The sequence below is a fragment of the Fibrobacter sp. UWH1 genome, assembly GCF_002210365.1.
Lineage (GTDB): Bacteria > Fibrobacterota > Fibrobacteria > Fibrobacterales > Fibrobacteraceae > Fibrobacter.
The window spans coordinates 1-20,470 of record NZ_MWQG01000026.1 but is presented as its reverse complement, the minus strand read 5'-3'; the positions used below and the strand labels follow the sequence as shown (position 1 = coordinate 20,470).

Sequence of the window (20,470 nt, the reverse complement as noted above, 5' to 3'; positions counted from 1 at the left end):
TATGCCAAAGCGAAATTTCATCATCAGATATTAAAATAAAAAAAGCCGATGCCGATTTTCATCGGCATGACTTCAATCATCAGGAACATGAGCTTTTATCAACGATTCAATCGGACCGTTCGCCTAATTCCATCAGCGGATTGCAGCAGGTAAACGCCCTTGTTATACCCTGCAGTCTTCAGGCTCGTTTCAAAAGCGGAGCCATCCACGCGGACACTGCCAAGGACCTTGCCCATCAAATCAAAGACTCGGTAATTCTTGGAAGCAGCATTCATTGCATAGCTACGGATAATTCCAACACTGGAATCAGGAGGAGTGATGGGATCATCGGGTATAGCGAACGTAATGTGATCGATATCCATCCAGCTGCCCGTTACCGTGAATCGCAGGACATGTTCACCTTCGGTGAGGTTCACGCCACTGGCCGCAGTAACACTGTTGAAATCATCGTAGTTGTCTTTGCCCTCATTCTTGGGGACCGCAATGGATTCCGTAATGTCCTTGCCATCCATGGAAAGCTTGAAACTGGAAGTATTGTTGGCGGAAGCTACGGAAGCAAATACATCGTACTTGCCGGTTTCTGCAACCTTCACCGTGTATTCCAGCCATTCCCCTTCCTGGTTGTAGCCCACCACAACCTTGTCGCCTTTCTTATAAAGGTCAACGCCAGTATCCTTGCGGTAACCGCTGTCGCCGTGATTTTCAGAATCGTTATCCTTGTAGGAATCGTTACCGGAACCTACGCCGGGAATGTCAAAATCTTCCGCCTGGATTCTTCCGGGAATAGTCGCCGCCACACCTTTAAACGGCTGCTGAGGCATTGGCTCGACAGGAGCACGGTTCATATGTTCCAGCATCACCTTAGCGTAACGCTTGCCAAATTCAATGTAACCGGCGCGGTTAAAATGATAGCTATCGCCAGCGCTTCCAAGACCAGATGAAGAAACCGGCCAGGCATTATCCATCACCTTGGTAATGCGCTGCACCTGACTTGTGCTAAAGCCCCTGCAGCAGCCATCTTCACGCATTTCGCCAGCCAGCAGCGGCACGGTATCAGAACTGAGTCCAAGATCGGTCAGCATGTCATCGCGAATTTTCTTGAGGTCTTCGGCCCAATGGTTATTGTTCCAGTCCGATTCACCCTGGTGAACAATGATACCCTTGATGACACCATCCTTCTGGGCAATCTTTGCAAGGTCTATAATTCGCTTGTACAAATTGCTATCGTAAGCCTTGGCCCAGTTAATAATCCAGTTTTCCTTTTGACGATCAGGATCTTCGAGATAAGCCTGCCAGTTGTCCTTATCGAACAACTTGAGTGCAGTACCACCCACAGCAACTGAAATAATTCCAACGGTTACATCGGGCAAGGAATCCACCAAGGTGCGGCCAAAATAATCTGCAACAGAAATGCTGGGAGGATTATCGCAGTTTGCCAACTGGGAAGTTGCATCGGTCCAGACACCCATGGTGCGACCCTTTGCGGGGCAATCCATAGAAGGCAAAAGTTTAAATCGCGGATAAGGCTTTGTTTCTGGTTCTGCAGCGCCTGCGGCACCCGCCATATTGGACTGGCCAAAGGCAATGTAGATGTGGAAATTCGGATCGGGCGCAGCACTCGCCAAAGTGGCCGCCGCAGCCAAGGACAAAATCAATTTTTTCATATTGGTACCCATACAACCCTAAGATACCCTTTTGCGCGACCAAAATGCCCATATATATGGAACTTCTCCTGGACAAATTATCCACGAGGTCCGGCACTTTTCAAGGGACATATTTTTTATCATTGTGCAGGATGAAAATTTCAGTTCTTATAGACAATCGTAAATTTTCGGGAAATCCAGGTGCCAAAACCGAAGTCTGTTCCTGCGACGCATTGACGCCGGAATGGGGACTCTCCGCATTCATTGAATTCAATGGTCATCGAATTCTTTTGGATACCGGAGCGTCAGCAAACTTTGCAGAAAACGCAACTGCACTGGGAGTAGATTTAAGCACCGTTGACGCAGGCGTTCTAAGCCACGCCCATTATGACCACGCCGGTGGCATGGAAGATTTTCTCAAGGCAAATGACCACGCCTGTTTTTACCTGCGGGAAGGTGCCGGCGAAAACTGCTACAGCAGGCACAAGTTCCTCAAGCTGTTTTCCTATCAGAAATATATCGGCATACACCGCGGATGGCTCAAGCGCTACAGCGAACGCATCAAGTTTGTGGGCGGATCTTCTCGCGAAGCCGCGAGTAGTCCCACGGAAATCCTGCCGGGCGTTTTTCTGGTAGGTCACAACGACACAATATTCAGCGCAGAAAACCGCGCCGCCATCGCTGCCCGCAACGGTCTCTCCATCAAGCTGAACGGAAAATACATTCCCGACAGTTTCAATCACGAACAGAGCCTTGTCTTCGACACTCCTCAGGGCCTGTTCATCATGAACAGTTGCAGCCACGGCGGAGCCGACAACATCGTGAAGGAAATTCAGGCAGCCTTCCCCGGCAAAAAGATTTACGCAATCTTGGGCGGGTTCCATCTTTACAAGACTCCCGATTCCCGCGTACGCGACTTTGCCAACCGCCTCCGTGAACTGGATGTCCAGAAAATTTATACAGGCCACTGCACTGGCGATCGCGCCTACGAAATTCTGAAGGACGTTCTCGGAGACCGCGCAGAGCAAATGTACACGGGCTTGGAAATAGAAATTTAGCCTTTCGGCTACACTCAAGGATATGGATCCTTCACTACGTTCAGGATGACGATTTTAAACAAATAATCAAAAACAATACTATCTTATTGAACATGAAAAACGAAAGTATTTCCCTCGAAAATCTTGAAAACATCAAGGGCAATCCCAAGGCCCTTTTGCCTATCGCCATCTTCCTAGTGCTTTATCTTGGACTTGGCATCACCTTTGAATACGTCCTGAAGGTCCCCATGGGCTTCTACAACATCCCCATTGTAGCTGCTTTCCTGATTGCCATTTTTGTGGCTTGCATTCAGAACCGCAAGTTGAATTTTGACAAGAAGATGAACGTGATGGCAGGCGCACTTGGCGACCGAAACATTTTCCTCATGATTCTGGTATTTTTGTGCGCGGGCATTTTCGCGGGAATCCTCGGCCGCTCCAGCGCATCCGCCGCAGCCTACCTGCTTTTGGATTTCATTCCTGCGCAATTTGCAGTCGTCGTCCTATTCGTGGTAGCAGCATTCGTCTCTACCGCCATGGGAACGTCCGTCGGCACCATCGCAGTGGTCTCCCCCATCGCCATTGAAGTGGCAGGAGCCGCAGGATTCGGCATTCCCTTCTGTGTGGCGTCCGTCATTGGAGGCGCCATGTTCGGCGACAACCTTTCATTTATTTCCGACACGACCATTGCGGCAACCTCCACACAGGGCGTCGCCATGAAGGAAAAGTTCAAGGTGAACTTCTGGATAGCCCTGCCTGCCGCCTTGGCAGCCATCGTGATTATTACAGCCATCTCCTTCGCCACCGACGCCCACGAAGTAGTAAGCGCCGACTACAAGCTGATCCAGCTGATGCCCTACGTTCTTGTTCTGGCATTGGCTTTGACTGGCATTAACGTGTTTGCTGTTTTGCTGGTGGGCATCGTCGCCGCAGCCGCCATTATGGTAGGTAGTGGTAACCTGAATTTCGTAGGTCTGCTAGGTAACATCGGCAATGGAATTTCCGGCATGTACGAAACCATCATGGTAGCCGTTTTGGTCAGCGCCCTCTGCGGACTTATCCGCATTCACGGTGGCTTTGCCGCATTGCTGGATTTCATTCACAAGGTATTTAAGGGTCACAAAAGCGGTCAGCTGGGCGTAGGCCTTCTGGTCAGCGCCATGGACGTAGCCACTGCCAACAACACCGTAGCCATCGTCATGGCGGCTCCCATCGCCAAGCAGATGAGCGACGAATACAGAATCTCCCCGCAAAAGACCGCCTCCCTCCTGGATATTTTCGGATGCATTTTGCAAGGTCTGCTCCCCTACGGTGCCCAGATGCTGGTAGCCCTTTCCGCCATCGCATCGGCAGCAACCGCAAATACCGCAGCCGGCGCAGTGGTCAACGGTGTCGAAGCAGTGGTCAACGGTGTCGAAGCGGTGAACGTCAGCGCCTTCGACATCATCCCCTACATGTTCTATCCCTTCCTGCTCTTGATCAGTGTGCTGGCCTTTATCGCCATCTCCCCCAAGAGAAAGAAGAATGTCTAAGGCCGCTTTTCGCGCGATCCTGGCAATTCCACATTGGAATAGCGATTTGCAGCACTCCCCCTTGCGTCCACGAACATTCTGCCGTATATTATGGACATAGACCGGATGTTAACCGGAACGCGGGGCCTGCGGGACCTGCTGAGATAGAAACGAGTCGGCCCTTCGGCGCCGACCGTTTTTTTTTGGGACTTTTTTCAAAAATAGGTTACTAAACAAGCGTTTTAATACGATTTAGTAACCCCAATTTTAGTTTATTCAAAATGAGAACCACATTCACGAGCTATTTTACAAGGTGCACAGGTTACTACTATCTATTTTTTATCCTTTTTAGTAACCCCAAAAACGTATTTTTCCTCATCAAAGTAGATAAAATAATTAATTTATACAAAATAAAGGTTACTAAATGAACTTTTCTTGCCCATTTAGTAACCTCAAAATGAAAATCTGACTTTTTAAAATCGCTTTTCGAATTTAGCGAATGGCACGAAGCCTTGTTCCCTCGCGGGGCTATTTCTTCTTGGACTTTTTCTTGGCGGCCTTCACATTGGCGAGAGCGGCTTTCAAGGCTTCCTTTTCGGCCTGCTGTTCTTCGGGAGTGGGCTTGGTATCTTCAACCAGACGGTCGGCCCATTCATCCCAGAAGCGGCAACGTTCGCCGTCCAATTTCATCTTGGCGAATTTGACGGGTTCCGTTTCTACAGCCAGAGTTACAACAGATTCCTTGTAAGCCTGCGGGAGGCCAGAAACGTGAGCCATGCGCTGCTTCAGTTCCGCCACAGTAGCGTCAAGAATTTCTACGCCAAAGCGACGTTCAATGTAACGGCGGGTAATGAAGCCCATAGACATAAAGTAGTCGCCCTGGTTTCCTTCGGCAAGGTAATTGCGAACGCGAAGTTCCTTGAGAGCCAAGACCGCTTCTTCGTAAGGCGGCAGACGGGGAGCCGCACCCTGCTTGCGTAATTTCTTGTGCAGGAGCCAGCCAGCCACCACCAGCAAGATGGCACCAAGTACACCCAGCAAAATATACAGCCACTGAGGCAGGCGGGGGTCAGCCATGGGGTCTTCCACTTCCAGGATGTCCTCTTCTTCGCCGGTGGTGCGGGGAGCAACCTTCACGGCCACGGGGTCTGTATTGGTGCGCACGGTATCGCTACCCACAACAGCCAACACCTGCTGGGGAGCGATCATGAAATCGCCGCCGACAAAAGTGTTCAACGTTGCAAGCCAGGTAAATTTTGCAGTGCCCTTGGGCATACCCTCGGTAATACGTTCATTCTTCATTTCCTTCACTTCGAAGCTACCGAGATTTCCTACGAAGCTGGGCAAATCCACAATGGCGTTTTCGGGAGCGGTCACGGAGATTTCGTAATTGAACATATCACCGATAAACACCTGGGCGTTATCCACGTTGGCCTTGACACTTACATCGAAGGCGAAACTCCAGGAAGCCACAAGACATACCAGCAGGGCAATCAGCGAAAAACGACGTACCAAAATAATGTTCTTCATAAAAATTAGCGTTCCAAAACCGCGATTTCAATATTCTTCAAGGAATATACAAAATTTCGACTATGGCAAGCCAACCCAAAAATGTGGACTCGGGAAAGAAAAAGCTAGATTGAAAGAACTACGTTATGAATGGATCTGTTTTCAAGAAGCTGGCAATTGCGCTATTGGGCTGCACCCTTTTTTGGGGAGTGCCCGCCTGCGCGCAGACAGATTCTACGCAAACGGATTCCGCCCAAACAGCCACGGTCCAGACCGAGGCGGCCATTGACTCTAGCTTTCGAACCAGCGTAAACCACAACTTTACCTGGGCAGCCTTTGTACTGACTCACAAGGCGCTCCGCAATTCGGAATCCCTGCACAATTGGCCGTTCTTCCCGCTGGCAACCCCCATTGCCTGGAACAGCGATTTCCGTGCCGAAAAGGATCTGGGCAAACTGCTGACTTTGAAAGGAATGGTGGGTTCAAACCTGAGCATCATGGACCTGGGATTCAACAGCGACATTACCCTGGAAGCAATCCACTTGTTGGAGCTGGGCATATCCGCAAACATCCATTCCTCCTTCAACTACGGAAGTTACGCCACCTTCATGGGCGTATACAATGCTGAGGAAGGTGCGTTTGACAGGGATATGTTCATGACGGCTTTTTCCTACGGAATCAAATACCGAGTAGGCGCCACCATTCCCTTGATCGCCTTTTTGCCCAGGAGCAAATGGACCAGGATTGTATTGAGGCCAAACGCCAACTGGACCTTTACCAAGTACACCAATGCCGAAGAGGGTGAAATCTGGAAATGCGGTTCGGAGTATTCTGCAAACGGATACCGCTACCGGTATGGAGGAACATTAATTTATATGTTGCCATTCCAGCGATTCCCCATGCTCATGGTCAACGCCGGTGTAGGCGGATTTTTAAGGTCCACCAAATTTGACGAAGTTTACGATGGTTATGATCCCTACTTCAAGACCTTTAGCATCATGCCCATGCTGAGCATAAAGGTTAACGAAAAATGGAATGGCATGATCATGGCAAACTTCTCCAGGGATCGCAAATACAGGAATTACCATTACGAAGTCACTGAGGAACTTCTACAGGAAAGAATCGGAAGCGAGTGGGGCACAAAAGTCATCATGGCGACTTTTTCCCGAAAGTTCTAGGGGATCGACTAAACGCAAGCGGCCAAGCGATTTGGAATCTCACCTAGGCGAGACTTTGGCAGCCCGACGTTTAACGGCCCAGCAGTCTTTTCTTCCGCAACGCTGCAGACGGATGTTCACGATAAATTAACGAAAAAAGAATCGTATGCGGAATCTCGCAAGAGGCAAGTTCGCGCAGCGCCTTTTTAGCCACCTGCTTGTCAGTCGCTTCCAGAGCATACTTGTCGCATTCGTATTCCTGATTCCAGCAATAGAAATGGAACAGCACGCGGCCAGGAACCGCCACCACATGGAGCCAGAGGATAGCCGCCCACAGAGGCAAACCGTAGCGTCCCATCAGCATGGCCAACAGACCCACCGCAAGCATAAGCACCGCCACCTTGAAAAGGTTCCGCAAAACACTGTGGTGATAAACACCGTGAGCTTCTTCATGGAACTTCACGAAGTTCCCGACCAGAGGTTCCTTGCGGCTTTCGGGCAATGGTACAATATCGTTCACCAGAGGAATCAGGCGAAGCACCCCAAAGGCGCCAGCCTTCACCTGCGTCAGGCGGGCTTCACGCACTTCGAGAACAGCACGGGCCACCACCTCCACAGCAAGCAAAATCCAGAGGGCCACCATCATGGGCTAGACCTCAAGCTTTGAAACTTTAGCCACAGAGGTAAGCTTACGCAGCTTCTCTTCGACGCGGGCCTTTTCCCATTCCGTAAAGCCCTTGTCCACAGGATGGGCATCGTCGTAGTCGTCAAAGATTTCGCGACCGCGTTCGTTATCCTTGTCAAGACCGTGAGACACGCGTTCGAACCAGTCCTTTTCTAGCTGGCGGTAACGCTTCAGAAGATCTTCCAGAGTTTCGGGCAGGGGCACCACACGGACAACATCCTTGTTGGTTTCAGTTTCCGTCATAATCAGGCGGCGCAGTTCCTTGACCGGCTGCATCTGCAAATTGGCATCGCCCGCCACAAAGTTGATGATGGCATCCAGGACGTAACGTTCCAGATATTCCGCATAAGTATGCAGAGCCTGCTGACGTACTCGTTCACGCAAAAAGTTTTCGCCAAGGCCATCGATATGTTCCTTGGTGTAGACATCGCGAATAGTGGACACCTGCAAACGGCAATAGGCATCGTAAACATAGCGCACCGTTTCGGGGCTAAAGATGCTATAGAATCCGACAGGAATAATACCCTTGCCGCGAACGGAATACTTATAGGCATTACGGTCCAGGGCGTAGGCATTGCGGGCATAGTTCCAGCCCGGTACAATTTCGTTCAGGCGTGCAGGCACACCCATAAGCTGCGGATCGCCGGGGCGCACCAGGGAGAAGGGGAACTTCAAACGCTGGGGCATGGTGGTCACGCCGGTGGCAATCAACGAAAACGGTGACTCGCGATAGTTGGCGGGGAACTTGATGTTCACGCCCAGGCCAAAGAACATCCCCTGACCAGGCATCACTTCCTGATCGGGCATGCGGCCGGTATGGTTACTACCCACGTTGGCGCCATAACCCAGGTTGCCGCAACCATCGGGCCAGAGAGCAGCAATCAACAGGGAATGGTGATGCATCTGGGTCATGGGACCCATATAGGAACTGTTGACCTCACCCTCTTCGATATGGCAGCAGGGGGCGATAATAGAAGACTTGACGATGGCCTTGCAAGCCACCTTCACGCGGTTCATCAGAACGGATCCCTGAACTTCGGCACCGGTGTGGATGGTAACGCCCATCTGCACATTGGAGTTTTCAAGAATCACGGAGTCATAAACGTGGCTGGGATCTTCCAGAGAACTGAGCACCACAGAATTTCTGATCTTGGAAGCGCCTTCGATACGGGCGTGGGAACCAATCCAGCTGTTACGAATGATATTGGTATTGCTTACGACAGCGCCCTTACCCACCAGACCAAAGGGAAGATCCATCTCTTCGCGGTAGGCGGCCAGCTGTTCGGCAAAGGCCTTATTCACTTCGGCATCGGCCTTGTGGAAAAGCTGGGCATCCACAAGGTCCATGGTAATTTCCGGGAACACCAGAACAGAGCGGCCACCCATCTCGTTACCCACAGACATGGACGAACCGATTTTATAGCTGATCTTTCCACTGCTAACAATGGAACCTACGTTGTGTATGACAGCGCTACTGCGAACAAGAACGTTACTAAGCATGGCCACCTTATAGATCAGCGCATTCTCGATAATGCAACCATGGACCATGCTGTCATAGACACCTGTCGGGAACGAAACGTCACCCGGGAGCAACAAAGTTCCAAAAAAGCGGGGCAGGTACACCTCACCTACAAAAATGGACCGATGAATACGACCGGCATCGAAATCCGGTTCCACCATCACCTTATCCCAAGATTCAGAACGGTTGCCGTTACCTTCCAGAATCTGAATTTCTTCGGGAGTCAACGGGCGATATTTGGAAGTGGCTGCCTTAATTGCCTTGAAGTTTTCAACGGCAGCAGCCAAAACACTATTCTTCAGCACTTTTTTCAATTTCAACAGTCGTTGCATGGCACAAAAATAGCCTAAATTTGTGCCGATGATGAAAGACCTGCTATTCAATTTGATTGGAAAACACAAATACGATATTTCTATCTACACAGAAGAAATTTTTGAAAGACGTTGCCAAGAAGAAATTATCCGTAGCGATGAGGATAACAGTTCTTTCGTGTATATCGAATTTGACTTCGAAACCGTTCGCAAGGAACTGGGCAGCGACGAAGCCAACGATAAATTCTGGGAAGTCTTCCTAGCCTCCCTGCACAAGAGCAATCGCGGAAGCGACATTATCGGTTTCCTGGAAATGGGATCCGGACTAGGCATGCTCTTGCTGGATTCTAAAATCGAAGGCTGGAACAGAGTGAGGGGCCGTATCGAACAGATGGGATCCACCATGGGTTTCAATCAGGTCAACAAGCTGCTGAACAGCGTCGTAAAGCCCATCGTTTACCCAACCTGCATCCAGGTTTCTGGCGACACGACCACCATGAATGTCGTCAACGCAGATATCACAGGTTAAGATGGTCCAGAAAGTTCTTGTCATCGGCTCAGTCTATCCCCGCTTTCATGAAGACGCCGAAGTCCCCTGGCTCCGAGCCTCTATCGCCCACTTGAAAGAAGCGGGCATCGACGTACAAGTACTTGCTCCTACATACAAAGGTCTGAAGAGCCACGAAATTGACGGCGTGCCGGTCAACCGATTCCGCTACGCCCCCAAGGACTGGGAAATGCTGACCCACGAAGAAGGCGCCCCCAGCAAGATGGCCTCCAAGCCCTGGCTGCAGCTTCTGGCAATTCCCTATATCATCAGCGGTTTCTTCCGCTGCATCAGCCTTTGCCGCAAGTGGAAACCGGACGTGATTCACGCCCACTGGCCCTTCCCCCACGCCTACATCGCCCTAGGCGCCGCCAAGCTTTTTAGGATTCCCCTGGTGCTGAACTTTCATGGTGCGGAACTCCTTCTGATCCGAAAGAAGAAATGGGTGAAGCCCCTATTGAAATTTGCAATCGGTCAAGCGCAAGCTGTTTTTGCCAACAGCAGTTTTACCGCAGGCAAGATCAAGGCCATCCGCAACGTGAACGTGGAATGGAGCCCCTACGGAACAACGCTTGGTTCAGACGAGAGGGACGGCAAGCCCGAGAATCAGATGCACCCAGTCAGCGGAAAGTTCAAGATTCTTTTCGTGGGTAGACATATTGAACGTAAAGGGATCTGCTACCTGATCGAGGCCGCCAAACACTTGCCTGCAGACAAGTTCGAAATCCGTATCGTCGGAGTAGGCGACCTGACCGAAGAACTGAAAAAGCAGGCGGCTCTGTTAGACGAGAGCGCAGGTCAACACTGCGACATCATTTTTACAGGTAAGCTTTCTCCTGCAGACCTGGAAGCGGAATACCGTAACGCCAATGTCTTTACCCTACCCGCCATCGTAGACCACAAGGGTGACACCGAAGGTTTGGGTGTGGTATTGATCGAAGCCATGGAACTGGGACTCCCTATCGTGGCAAGCAACGTAGGCGGAATTCCCGACGTAGTTGTAGACAACGTAAGTGGTCTGCTAGTTCCGGAAAAAGATCCGGTCGCCCTGGCCGACGCCTTCAAGCGACTGGCTGCCGAACCCGAACTGGTCCAGAAACTCCTTGCAGGTTCCCGCAAGCGAATCCAGGATTGCTTTACCTGGGACGGCATCATCCAGAGACAGATTGCCGTTTACAACAAAGTCATTAAATAATCAATAAAAGTTAGACGTAACAGGCCGGCTTTCTAAACCCTTCTGTCAAGTTCTTGATCAGGAGCTTCACGTCGATGGGCTTAGCCAGGTGACCATCCATACCAACCTCAAGAGCCTTCTTCTTGTCTTCTTCAAAGGCATTTGCAGTCATGGCATAAATGGGGATGTTGGCCTTCAGGCGGTTTTCCATATTCCTGATAACGCGGGTTGCCTTGTAGCCATCCATGTTGGGCATCTGGATATCCATGAGGATCAGGTCGTAGTAGCCCATTTCAGACTTACCCAGAGCATTGACACACTCGACACCGTCTTCCACATGATCCACCAGCAGGCCAAGGTCTTCGAGAATGGTCCTGGCGATTTCGGCGTTGAGTTCGTTATCTTCCGCCAGAAGGATTCGCTTACCCTTGAAGTCCATGTTATCTTCGTTCTGGCCAAGGCGCTTTTCCAGGAACTTTTCCGGAGAATCGATAATCTTGTGGGTGTTGATGACACGGAATGTGGTACCCTTTCCAAGTTCACTTTCCATCTCGATCTGGCCACCCATCAGGTCCACCAGCTTCTTCACGATAGACATGCCGAGACCCGTACCGGAAATACCGCAGTCCGTAGTGTTGCGTTCGCGGGTAAAGGAATCGTAAATCTTTTCCTGGAATTCCTTGGACATGCCGATACCGTTATCGCGGACGGTAGTCACATAGGTGCCGTAACCTTCGCGATCGCAGGGCAATTCTGTAAATTCAAGATGGATCTCGCCACCTTCACCGGTATACTTCACGGCGTTGCTGACCAGGTTCACCATGATCTGGCGAAGCTTGGCGGAATCCGCATACACATACCGGTGCTTGATATCCGATGTGGGATAAATCTTGATGTTCTTTCTCTTCAGCTCACCTTCGATAATGGCGTCGAAACTGTTGGAGGCATCCAGCACATCCATGAAGCCTTCGTCCAGCTGAACCTTTCCGCTATCGATACTGGCAAGATCCAAAACGTTGTTGATAATGGCCAGCAGGTATTCGCCAGAGAAGCGGATCTTCTTCAGGTAGTCCGCCACCACCACCGGATTGTTCACCACACCTTCCATCAGCCTTGCGAAACCAAGGACTGCATTCATGGGCGTACGGATGTCGTGGGACATGTTGCTCAGGAAGTTGGTCTTTGCGATGTTGGCCGCTTCAGCCCTTTCCAAGGCGTCCTTCAACTGCTTCTGTCTTGCGTTCTCGGCTGCCACTTCGGCATCGGTATTCACGTAGCCCACAGAAATTCTAGTGGGAGCTTCGTTGATGGCGTCAAACTTGATGACAATGAAGTTCACCCAGATGTAGTTGTGTTCCAGATCCAGGCAGCGGAACTTGGTAGAGAATCTCTTCTTGTCCTTCAGGCATTCCGTAATGTAATCCCTGCTGCTAAACTTGAGCATCTGTTCAAGATCTTCGGGATGGCAGAGGAACTGCATGGCGGTAACAAAACCATCGTAGAAGAGCGGGGTCCCCTGGCCGGTGAAATCCATAAATTCCTTGGAAGCTTTCTTACCGCCAATGTAAGCGTCAAACTGACCGGATTCCAGATCCACTACCATAAGCTGGTTGTATTCGCTGGCCAGACCGCCAATTGCAGAAATATCGTCTTCCAGCTGCTTTTCCAGAGCCTTCTCCTGCTTCTGGGCACGGGAGTACTGGATACCACGGAATATGGCGCTAGCAATAACGGAAAGAAGTATCAGGTGCCGGCTGTTCCTATGGGGGTTCTCCACAGACAATACGCCCACCACGCTATTCTTATATAGGAGGGGAGATACAACCAGGCGCTGAACGTTAGACTTGGAGAGAATGTCATAGGCTTCAGGACTTTCAGCACGGAAAGCCTCGTTGACTTCTACATAAAGACCGGTCTCATCCTTAAAATACTCATCCCACTTCCTGAAAGTGCTCTTTGCCGCATTTCTAGGATTTTCCCTTACAGAAACGAGTCCTTCCTTACACCATTCATAGGTACTGATGGACACATCACTATTGCCGTCCACCTCGAAAATGCAGGTACGATCGGCATCGTAATGTTCATTCAAACGCTTCAAAAGGTCGTTAATGGTCACATTAACACCGTCAAAGCCGCTGAGCAGATACATAAACTCTTTTATTGCTGCAGCCTGTTCATCTAAAACGTTTGAAGATTTGTCCATAATCAATCACCTCGGTTTATGAAAATACAACTTTAAATTGTATTTATCAATATGCCATGTTGGAGTATGGGCGTTTTTGTGGTGCTACACAACAACTTACAGAAGAACTGCACCAATAATGGCGGTCAAGACAATCATTTTTATAGGGCTGACTTTTATTTTGTGATGTCCAACCGAAAAACCCTTGGTCAAGACAAAGGAAATCACAAAAAGGGCCACGGCCACGGCAAACTGCTTCGCCTGAAGGGGATCGCCACCAAAATCAGCAAAGGGATTGCCAAAGTTCTCGCCATTCATGAGCATCAGGGTCGCCGAAAGCAACAAACCTACCACTACCGGACGCAGTCCATCAAAAATGGATCGCACCTTGGGGTGATTGGCATACTTCATAAAGAAACGGCTGATCAGGAGCATCAGGATCAAGGAAGGCAGCACTAGGGAGAAGGTTGCCACCAGGCTCCCCAGGAAGCATACCCAAGGATCCGCCCCGGTATTCTGCAGGGCCGTATAGCCGGCGTAAGTGGCACAGTTGATTCCTACGGGGCCGGGGGTCATCTGGCTAATGGCCACGATGTCGGTAAAGTCGGCAGAACTCATCCAGGGGTGATTGACCACCACATCCTGCTGAATCAACGAGAGCATGCCGTAACCGCCACCGAACCCGAACAGGCCGATCTTAAAGAATGTAATGAACAGCTGAAGGAAGATCATTTCTTGCCTCCGCGGCCCAGGATGTAGCCAGCGATTCCTGCCGCGATAATGATCAGGATGGGAGAAACTCCCAACTGCCAAATCAGCAGGGCGCTCACAATGGGAACCCAGAAGGTGTAGCGGTTCAACTTCGCCTTCTTCGCCAGGTTGTAAGTGGGAACGGCAATCAGGGCGACCACCGCAGGACGAATGCCGCGGAATGCCGCCGCGATGATTTCATTATCCTTGAACTGATGGAAAAACAACGCGATCAGCAGAATGATAATGAAGGAGGGCAGCGCGGTCCCGATACAGCTTACAATGGCACCCTTCACGCAACGCAAACGGAAACCGATAAAGATGGCGATGTTTATGGCGAACACACCCGGACAGCTCTGGGCAATGGCCATCAGGTCCAGGAATTCTTCCTTGCCCACCCACTTCTTCTTCTCGATAATTTCCGCCTCGATCAGCGGAATCATGGCGTAACCGCCACCGATAGTAAACAGCCCTATCTTGAAGAAAGTCAGGAATGCGTCGAGATAGATGTTGCGGGAGACCGCGACGTCATTTGAGGCCTGTGCGGGATCCTGTGAAGGATGCTGCGCGGACTTTGACTGAGGCACTTTTTCGGGCATAGAACAAATTTAGCAAAACTAAAGTTCGCGCAAATATTCTTCCACATTCAAGTAATTAATACCATCAATCACCTGTGACGCGCCGCGGTAAATCACGTTCTTGCTTACAATGGTGCCGTAGCGGAACTCCGTATCGCGGCTCTTTTTTGCATCCTTCAAGTGGCGATACTGTTCTTTTGCCACAATTTCGGAATGCTTGATTTCATAGATTTCGCAGGTCGCGCTTTCAGGATCAGCAACAACCATATCGAACTCGCCGACCGCAAACTGCAACTTAAAAACATGGCAATCAGGTCGCGCCATTTTTGTTTCGAGCAGCACGATTTCTTCCATCATGCGGCCCTTGATTTCGTTGAGAATGCGCTCTGCAATAGACTTGCGCTCCACCAGTGAACAACTACGAAAGGCATCGTCCAGCAAAAGGGAATCAATCAGAGCCTTCGCCTGGGCATAGCGAAGTCCCGGCTGTGAAATCGTGGTCAATCGCTCCCGTTGATTGAAATTCCCAAAGTTTTCCACATCAATGTCAACCGTCAAATCCAGCAAGTCAAGGTATTCACGAATTTCCCGTACATGGTCCTGGGAAATAGCGACGCTCATTTCCTGACGATTTTTCACATCAAGATTCTTCATCAGGCGTGCAGTAACCTTCACCACATTCACTCGGTCCAAAATATCCGTAGGGTGGAACCTGTCTCTACGCAAATTCTTTGCCGACAAACTCAAATCACCGGAACGAAAATCACGGGTCAGCACATCCAAGGTAAAACGATGGTTGATGTCTTCTACAATGCGGTTGATGGCGTTGGTCAGCTCACCCGCCTCGTACAGAGATTTCAACGAACGAAAGTGACCTTCGTACTGGTAGCACTTCAGGGAATGCTGAATGTTCTTCGCGATGGCACTATCCACATACTCGTTAGCGCTCTTCACATTCGCAAAGGTAAAACGGTCCTTATTGTATTCACGGCCGCCCATGCTCATGGTACCGCCATATTGAATGTACTCGTCAATACCATTCAAACCAAGAACACGCTCAAATTCGCGATACGGAATAAATGTGGTGTGCAACATTTCCGCACGGTCGTAAAGCTGTTCATCCTCGGAAAAAACAAAACCCAGAGAGTCTGTACCCGAAAGAACAATCTTCATGCCGCAGGAAGCGAACACATCTGCAAACAGGGCCGCCCCCTCGATGAAATCGGCAAGCATCGTCACCTCATCGATGAACACATACTTGAAGCCCGCACCCTCCAGAATTTTAAGATCAGCGTTCAAGTCCGCAAGACTGTTCCTTGAATTTACCTGGACGAAAGCCGTCTTCACCAAGTCCCCAGGCGCCATCTCTCCAAACAGCTGGCGGATCAAAGTCGTCTTACCCGTGCGGCGAAGCCCATACAGAATGAAAACACGGTCATTGCCAGGACCATAAATGTAACCACGCAGACGTTCAAAGCCATCGCGTTTTTTCCACTGCAAAACATTGGCTGCAAAATTCGTGAGGGCAGCGCCAAGCTTCACATCCGTCTTGAAAGACTGTCCAGCCGAGCCATTCGTCACGGCGACAAGAGCTCCACCAGCAAAATAAGCCGCCCCATTATCGCAAAGCAACAAGCCTTTCGTGAGCGAAGAGGCATCCTTCTTAGCCTTGCGTTGTTCTATCTCTGCTAAAAGCGACGGCAGTTCCTCATCCTTCACGCGGCGGGAACGCTGCTTGCCATCTTCCATCCACTGGTAATACGCATAACGCTTACCGTTGATGGTCTTGTAAGTGATTCCGCCGACGCTCTTTGCCATAATGTTCCGCCCCTTTGCACTTCATCGCTTTTTAACTTAAAATTTAACTTATTAAGTTAAAAGAAGCAAGTAAGACAATAGAACTTCCAAAAAATTCAAATAAAACAACTCTCAAAGGGATTTTTTAATTTTCATTCAATTTTTTGTCAACTGCGACTTATTTTTACTCTATATAGAGATTAGAGGTAAAAAATGAAAATTGTTTTTGTGAATATCCCCATGAAAAAGGCATCTGATCCCAAACATTACCCTGTGGATGGAAATAGCGAAATTGAATACGAGGGCAACGTACGTTTCCCCATTAACGCCGTATTGGCAAAAAGCCTTAAAAAGGGAGAATCCGTAAAAATCGTAAAGTTCATCACCAAAGATTCCAAGAATAATTACCTTGAAAACTCAAGATTTTTTAATGAGGAACTGGATCTGTTGAACCAAGGCATTGGCGCGAATATCCAATACAACGAAATCATCGAAGAATATTCCGAAGATCTTCGCACCCATGAAAATCGATTCAGGAAGCTTATTAACGAACTAGAAGACGGCGCAGACATCCTTGTGGATATCACCTATGGGCAAAAGACTCTACCCATCCTGCTCTTTTCTACCCTGTCCTTTGCGGAGAAATTCTATAACGCAAACATCCAGAACATTATTTACGGCAAGATCAACTACGATTCCGACAACAATATCATCGATGGATCCCAGAAGATCTATGACATTACCTCCCTGTACTATTTGAATACGCTTACCGCATCCATGGAAGCTCCGAATGGAGAAACTGCAAAGGAAATGATTGACAATTTCTTTGAGATGTAACCATGAACGAAAAGGAATTGAACATTTTGCAAGAGCTTGAGGAACTCTGTAGAGAATATCAATCTTTACAGAATCGTTCTAACATGGACTCCCGAAGGCTTACCATCAGTAAGCTATTTGCGGCTCGTGTATTTAAAGATTATTGCCCTCTTTATTGGAAACGGGATGATATCAAGAACGCCGGTTTAGAGATATCCAAAACAATCACTTCCGTATTCGCCAACTACAATCCTAAAGAAAGCGAATTTTCTCACTATCTAAACAGCGCATTAAAAAATGCAATTCTTAAAGGGCGACAAAATGCAATCGTAGGGGATTCTGAAAATCTTAAGAAGATCCAAAAAGACACCATTGCAGACAGCGAAACAGCACTCAGCAATGAACCCACGGAACACCACTCCACAGAGACCATCCAAATTGACGACAACATATTGGACACCATTACCCGTACATGGGAGCGAGAGAACGAGAGACACAGGCCTTTCCTTTCGCTTTATCTGAATTCAATCTTCTACAAATTTGGCAACTATGGCGATTTATGCGGTAAATGCAAATTCCTTTCCGTAGCAAGTCAGGAATTTTCTCCAAGTATGCAGCAACAGGAAATGGCCGCCAAGTACGGCATTGAGAAGACAAACGCCAGCAAGATTATCGCTCGTTTCAAGGCTAAAATGCCATATCTCCAGTCAACGCTGAAAAATAACCGAACATAAAATCCAAAGTGAAAGATATTATGGAAAAAATTTTAAAAAATCTACAAATCCTCTTACAGGATATGATTAAGTCCTCCGAAGTTCGACGCACGAAGCAGGATATTTTGGTGTCGTCGGACCAGCCTTTAACGCTGCTGGATGTAAAGAAATCTGTTTCCGAGCAGTTCAACGTTCTGCAAGAATCAGAAGAAAACAAGGCTGATTTTACCAACGAGAATGTAGCCCTCATCTTTAGCACAAGAGCTATCTTCTACTTCTTTACCAAAGCAATTCAAGTCAAAGACAGGGACTTTTTAGCTGATACCATAGAATCACAAAAGGCATCGATTCTAGACGCTATTCAGTATATTCACCATAACCAGTTGTTGAATGAGAATATTGATCAAGAACGAGAATTCTTTGAACAAAACAAACAATACGGAAACAAGCCCCAGGCATGTTATACCCTAATGGAGGGAAATATGCCCAAGGAGCATTTTGAATACGCACTTGGTTTTTATATCAACATTTGTTCTAGTCATTTTTCGGTGGAAAAATATAAACTAAAAGAAATAGTTTATTGGCACCACCATTTTAAGTCTCTTTTTAGTTATGTCAATAATGCAGAAGATCTAAATAAATTTGATATTCTTACAAATGAAACTTTACTCAAATACTTCTACATCTTCTGCGATTTGCAGACCATGAACAAGAAGTTCATGTACACAGAGCTTCCTTTCATGGAAAGGCGAATTGCTCAAAATGACTACACGCACGAGGTACTGCCATGTATAGACATTCACGAACTTTATGAAATGTTATGTATTGACAGCATTATTAGACCAGACACAAAGCAGTATCTTGTAGAAGAATTGGTCGCAAAAGTTTTCTTCAACAAGTATTCCATAGCCAAATCTCTTGATGAACACCGAGCACAAGTCGACGTCATTAATTCTTTAAAATATTTCGAAGGCCAAACTCGCCCCATGAAATTCGCCGGTTTCAAAAGGGACGACTATTACACAACTCCTTCCCAGCTGTTTGAAAAGATTATATACCTTTTCAAGGAAGAAATTTCTGATAACTACGGAATCCTTGCCTGCCTTTATATGCTTTCCAAAGAGATGGATATTGACGAATTCGCCAGCCTTTTTATGGAAGAGAAGGAAGAGTCATTTACACTTAGAAAACACTATCTAAAGCTCATTGACAATGCTCTAAAATTCGAAGCGCAAAAGAATGCTGAATTAGATAGTAAAAATTGGCAAGGCAAGGAATATATTTTTGGTGGATACAAAGATCGAATAAAAAAAGCGAGAACAGCAGAAATATTACGTATTCAGAAACAACAACAAGATATTGATTTAGGTCTAGATAATTCTACAAGCCTGAAAAAAGATTTACTTCAATATTTCCTTTGGTTTGTCATTTTTGATAAAATAGGTCTATACTACGATAACGATGAAAACATATATCAACCCCATTCTGAACGCGAAAAAATGTCTATTCCTTTCTGTAATGCCACAATGGATCAGGAATATAAGGACATCAATAAGGTTAACAAATGGTTCAATGATTTATTAAAAAAAATCGGCGTAGAAAACGAGGTTAACCTATCCTTAGACAAGGTAAAAGATTACTGGAGCGTTATCTTACTCGCTTACAATTTGTCCCGAATTGAGCCCGCAAGCAAGGACGCTATTGTTAACGAACTCAACTACATTCGCGAACAACAGAAAAGTTTGCTACATATTGATATAAAGGATATTTCAAAAAAAGAGAAGGATCAAAACAAGATTGACGAAATTCGCAAGTACAATGATGATTCAAGAATGAATCATGAAAAACTTAGGAAAATTGATTGCGGTTTCAAGATAGAGACCTTTGCCCAAAAATTCTATCCATTTACATCAAGTTCTTTTGTAAAAGAAGGTACGCAAAACCCAAAAGATTATTTTATCCATGGATTCGAGCGTTCCATCCAATGTAAATGTCTTTGGGAAACTGACAACGAATACTTTGATGATGGTTCTCTTGATTGGGTAAAAATCAACAGCAAGGGACTAGAGACGCGCTATCTTTACCGCGATAGAAACGCCTATTCTCACCATACCAAATTTGCAAATGTAAAAGCATTATTAGAACCTTCCAATTGGAAAAACCTGCTTATAGCACTATCAGAATTCCATCTTCTTTTAAATACGGACTTATGGGCAGAACGTGTAGGATTTAGACTAAATTCACCTGTAGATTCCTCAATTCAAAACGATGACGTTTTCTTTCAGAACATATATCTTCAAAATGAAGCAGAAAACTTGTTTGACACGCTGATTCGTTATGTACAAGAAAAATATAAATGCGCTTCAAGAATTTTCAAAATTTTGGATTCTCAAAAATATAAAGAGACAAGATGTAATGGTGGTGACTGGAAAAAGGAATGCCTTCCCATCTACAAGTGTATTGAGTATATTGAAAACAATAAAACGCGCGGATTCTCATCGTCAAGTAAATCCGATCTAGGCTGAAAACAAAAAAAAATCC

At 47.6% G+C, this 20,470-nt stretch carries 16 protein-coding genes; 8 read left to right on the top strand and 8 right to left on the bottom strand.

The genetic code is table 11. The features are described from left to right. Positions 1–98 precede the first annotated feature (98 nt). Positions 99–1,664 carry a sialate O-acetylesterase gene (locus B7992_RS17180; protein ID WP_254917693.1) on the bottom strand — a complete coding sequence of 522 codons (1,566 nt, stop codon included), beginning with the start codon at positions 1,662–1,664 and terminating at the stop codon, positions 99–101. Between the two features lie 131 nt (positions 1,665–1,795). Here B7992_RS17180 and B7992_RS11615 point away from each other — a divergent pair, with 131 nt between their 5' ends. Both B7992_RS11615 and B7992_RS11610 read left to right on the top strand, forming a co-directional pair. After that, complete coding sequence (locus tag B7992_RS11615) at positions 1,796–2,701, top strand: MBL fold metallo-hydrolase (protein WP_088666336.1); 906 nt, start codon at positions 1,796–1,798, stop codon at positions 2,699–2,701. Positions 2,702–2,793: 92 nt separating this feature from the next. After that, positions 2,794–4,212: a Na+/H+ antiporter NhaC family protein gene (locus B7992_RS11610; RefSeq protein WP_088666335.1), complete on the top strand. Its 1,419-nt coding sequence runs from the start codon at positions 2,794–2,796 to the stop codon at positions 4,210–4,212. 507 nt (positions 4,213–4,719) lie between these two features. Here B7992_RS11610 and B7992_RS11605 read toward each other — a convergent pair. Beyond that, positions 4,720–5,721: a hypothetical protein gene (locus B7992_RS11605; RefSeq protein WP_249506461.1), complete on the bottom strand. Its 1,002-nt coding sequence runs from the start codon at positions 5,719–5,721 to the stop codon at positions 4,720–4,722. 125 nt (positions 5,722–5,846) lie between these two features. On the opposite strand from B7992_RS11605, the gene B7992_RS11600 reads away from it, so the two are divergent. Beyond that, positions 5,847–6,878, top strand: coding sequence for a hypothetical protein (locus tag B7992_RS11600; RefSeq protein WP_073161248.1), 1,032 nt, complete (start codon positions 5,847–5,849; stop codon positions 6,876–6,878). Positions 6,879–6,948: 70 nt separating this feature from the next. Here the strand turns inward: B7992_RS11600 and B7992_RS11595 are convergent, their stop codons facing one another. Beyond that, positions 6,949–7,503 carry a M48 family metalloprotease gene (locus B7992_RS11595; protein WP_073237719.1) on the bottom strand — a complete coding sequence of 185 codons (555 nt, stop codon included), beginning with the start codon at positions 7,501–7,503 and terminating at the stop codon, positions 6,949–6,951. A 3-nt stretch (positions 7,504–7,506) separates the two neighbouring features. Further along, the gene (locus B7992_RS11590; RefSeq protein WP_254794964.1) at positions 7,507–9,381 is read right to left on the bottom strand and encodes a DUF4954 family protein; all 1,875 of its coding nucleotides are present in this window, start codon (positions 9,379–9,381) and stop codon (positions 7,507–7,509) included. 40 nt (positions 9,382–9,421) lie between these two features. Here B7992_RS11590 and B7992_RS11585 point away from each other — a divergent pair, with 40 nt between their 5' ends. Both B7992_RS11585 and B7992_RS11580 read left to right on the top strand, forming a co-directional pair. After that, positions 9,422–9,901, top strand: coding sequence for a hypothetical protein (locus B7992_RS11585; RefSeq protein WP_073161251.1), 480 nt, complete (start codon positions 9,422–9,424; stop codon positions 9,899–9,901). Position 9,902: 1 nt separating this feature from the next. Further along, positions 9,903–11,114 carry a glycosyltransferase gene (locus B7992_RS11580; protein WP_073161252.1) on the top strand — a complete coding sequence of 404 codons (1,212 nt, stop codon included), beginning with the start codon at positions 9,903–9,905 and terminating at the stop codon, positions 11,112–11,114. A 10-nt stretch (positions 11,115–11,124) separates the two neighbouring features. On the opposite strand, the gene B7992_RS11575 is transcribed toward B7992_RS11580, so the two are convergent. The 4 genes from B7992_RS11575 to B7992_RS11560 form a co-directional block, all read right to left on the bottom strand. Continuing rightward, positions 11,125–13,296 carry an ATP-binding protein gene (locus tag B7992_RS11575; RefSeq protein WP_088666334.1) on the bottom strand — a complete coding sequence of 724 codons (2,172 nt, stop codon included), beginning with the start codon at positions 13,294–13,296 and terminating at the stop codon, positions 11,125–11,127. Between the two features lie 96 nt (positions 13,297–13,392). Beyond that, positions 13,393–14,007, bottom strand: a complete 615-nt coding sequence (locus B7992_RS11570; RefSeq protein WP_088666333.1) for a chromate transporter — start codon at positions 14,005–14,007, stop codon at positions 13,393–13,395. Beyond that, positions 14,004–14,624: a chromate transporter gene (locus tag B7992_RS11565; protein WP_088666332.1), complete on the bottom strand. Its 621-nt coding sequence runs from the start codon at positions 14,622–14,624 to the stop codon at positions 14,004–14,006. Before B7992_RS11565 ends, B7992_RS11570 begins: the two co-directional genes overlap by 4 nt. 18 nt (positions 14,625–14,642) lie before the next feature. Continuing rightward, a complete protein-coding gene (locus B7992_RS11560) occupies positions 14,643–16,421 on the bottom strand; it encodes an AAA family ATPase (protein WP_088666331.1) in 1,779 nt (592 codons plus the stop codon). 192 nt (positions 16,422–16,613) lie between these two features. Here B7992_RS11560 and B7992_RS11555 point away from each other — a divergent pair, with 192 nt between their 5' ends. Genes B7992_RS11555 through B7992_RS11545 form a run of 3 tightly spaced genes read left to right on the top strand, consistent with a single transcriptional unit; the run spans position 16,614 to position 20,454 of the window. Next, complete coding sequence (locus B7992_RS11555) at positions 16,614–17,237, top strand: TM1812 family CRISPR-associated protein (protein WP_073161256.1); 624 nt, start codon at positions 16,614–16,616, stop codon at positions 17,235–17,237. Between the two features lie 2 nt (positions 17,238–17,239). Further along, positions 17,240–17,950, top strand: a complete 711-nt coding sequence (locus B7992_RS11550) for a hypothetical protein (protein WP_088666330.1) — start codon at positions 17,240–17,242, stop codon at positions 17,948–17,950. Between the two features lie 20 nt (positions 17,951–17,970). Next, on the top strand, positions 17,971–20,454 hold the full coding sequence (locus tag B7992_RS11545) for a hypothetical protein (RefSeq protein WP_141100454.1): 2,484 nt from the start codon (positions 17,971–17,973) through the stop codon (positions 20,452–20,454). The last annotated feature ends 16 nt before the right edge of the window (positions 20,455–20,470 follow it).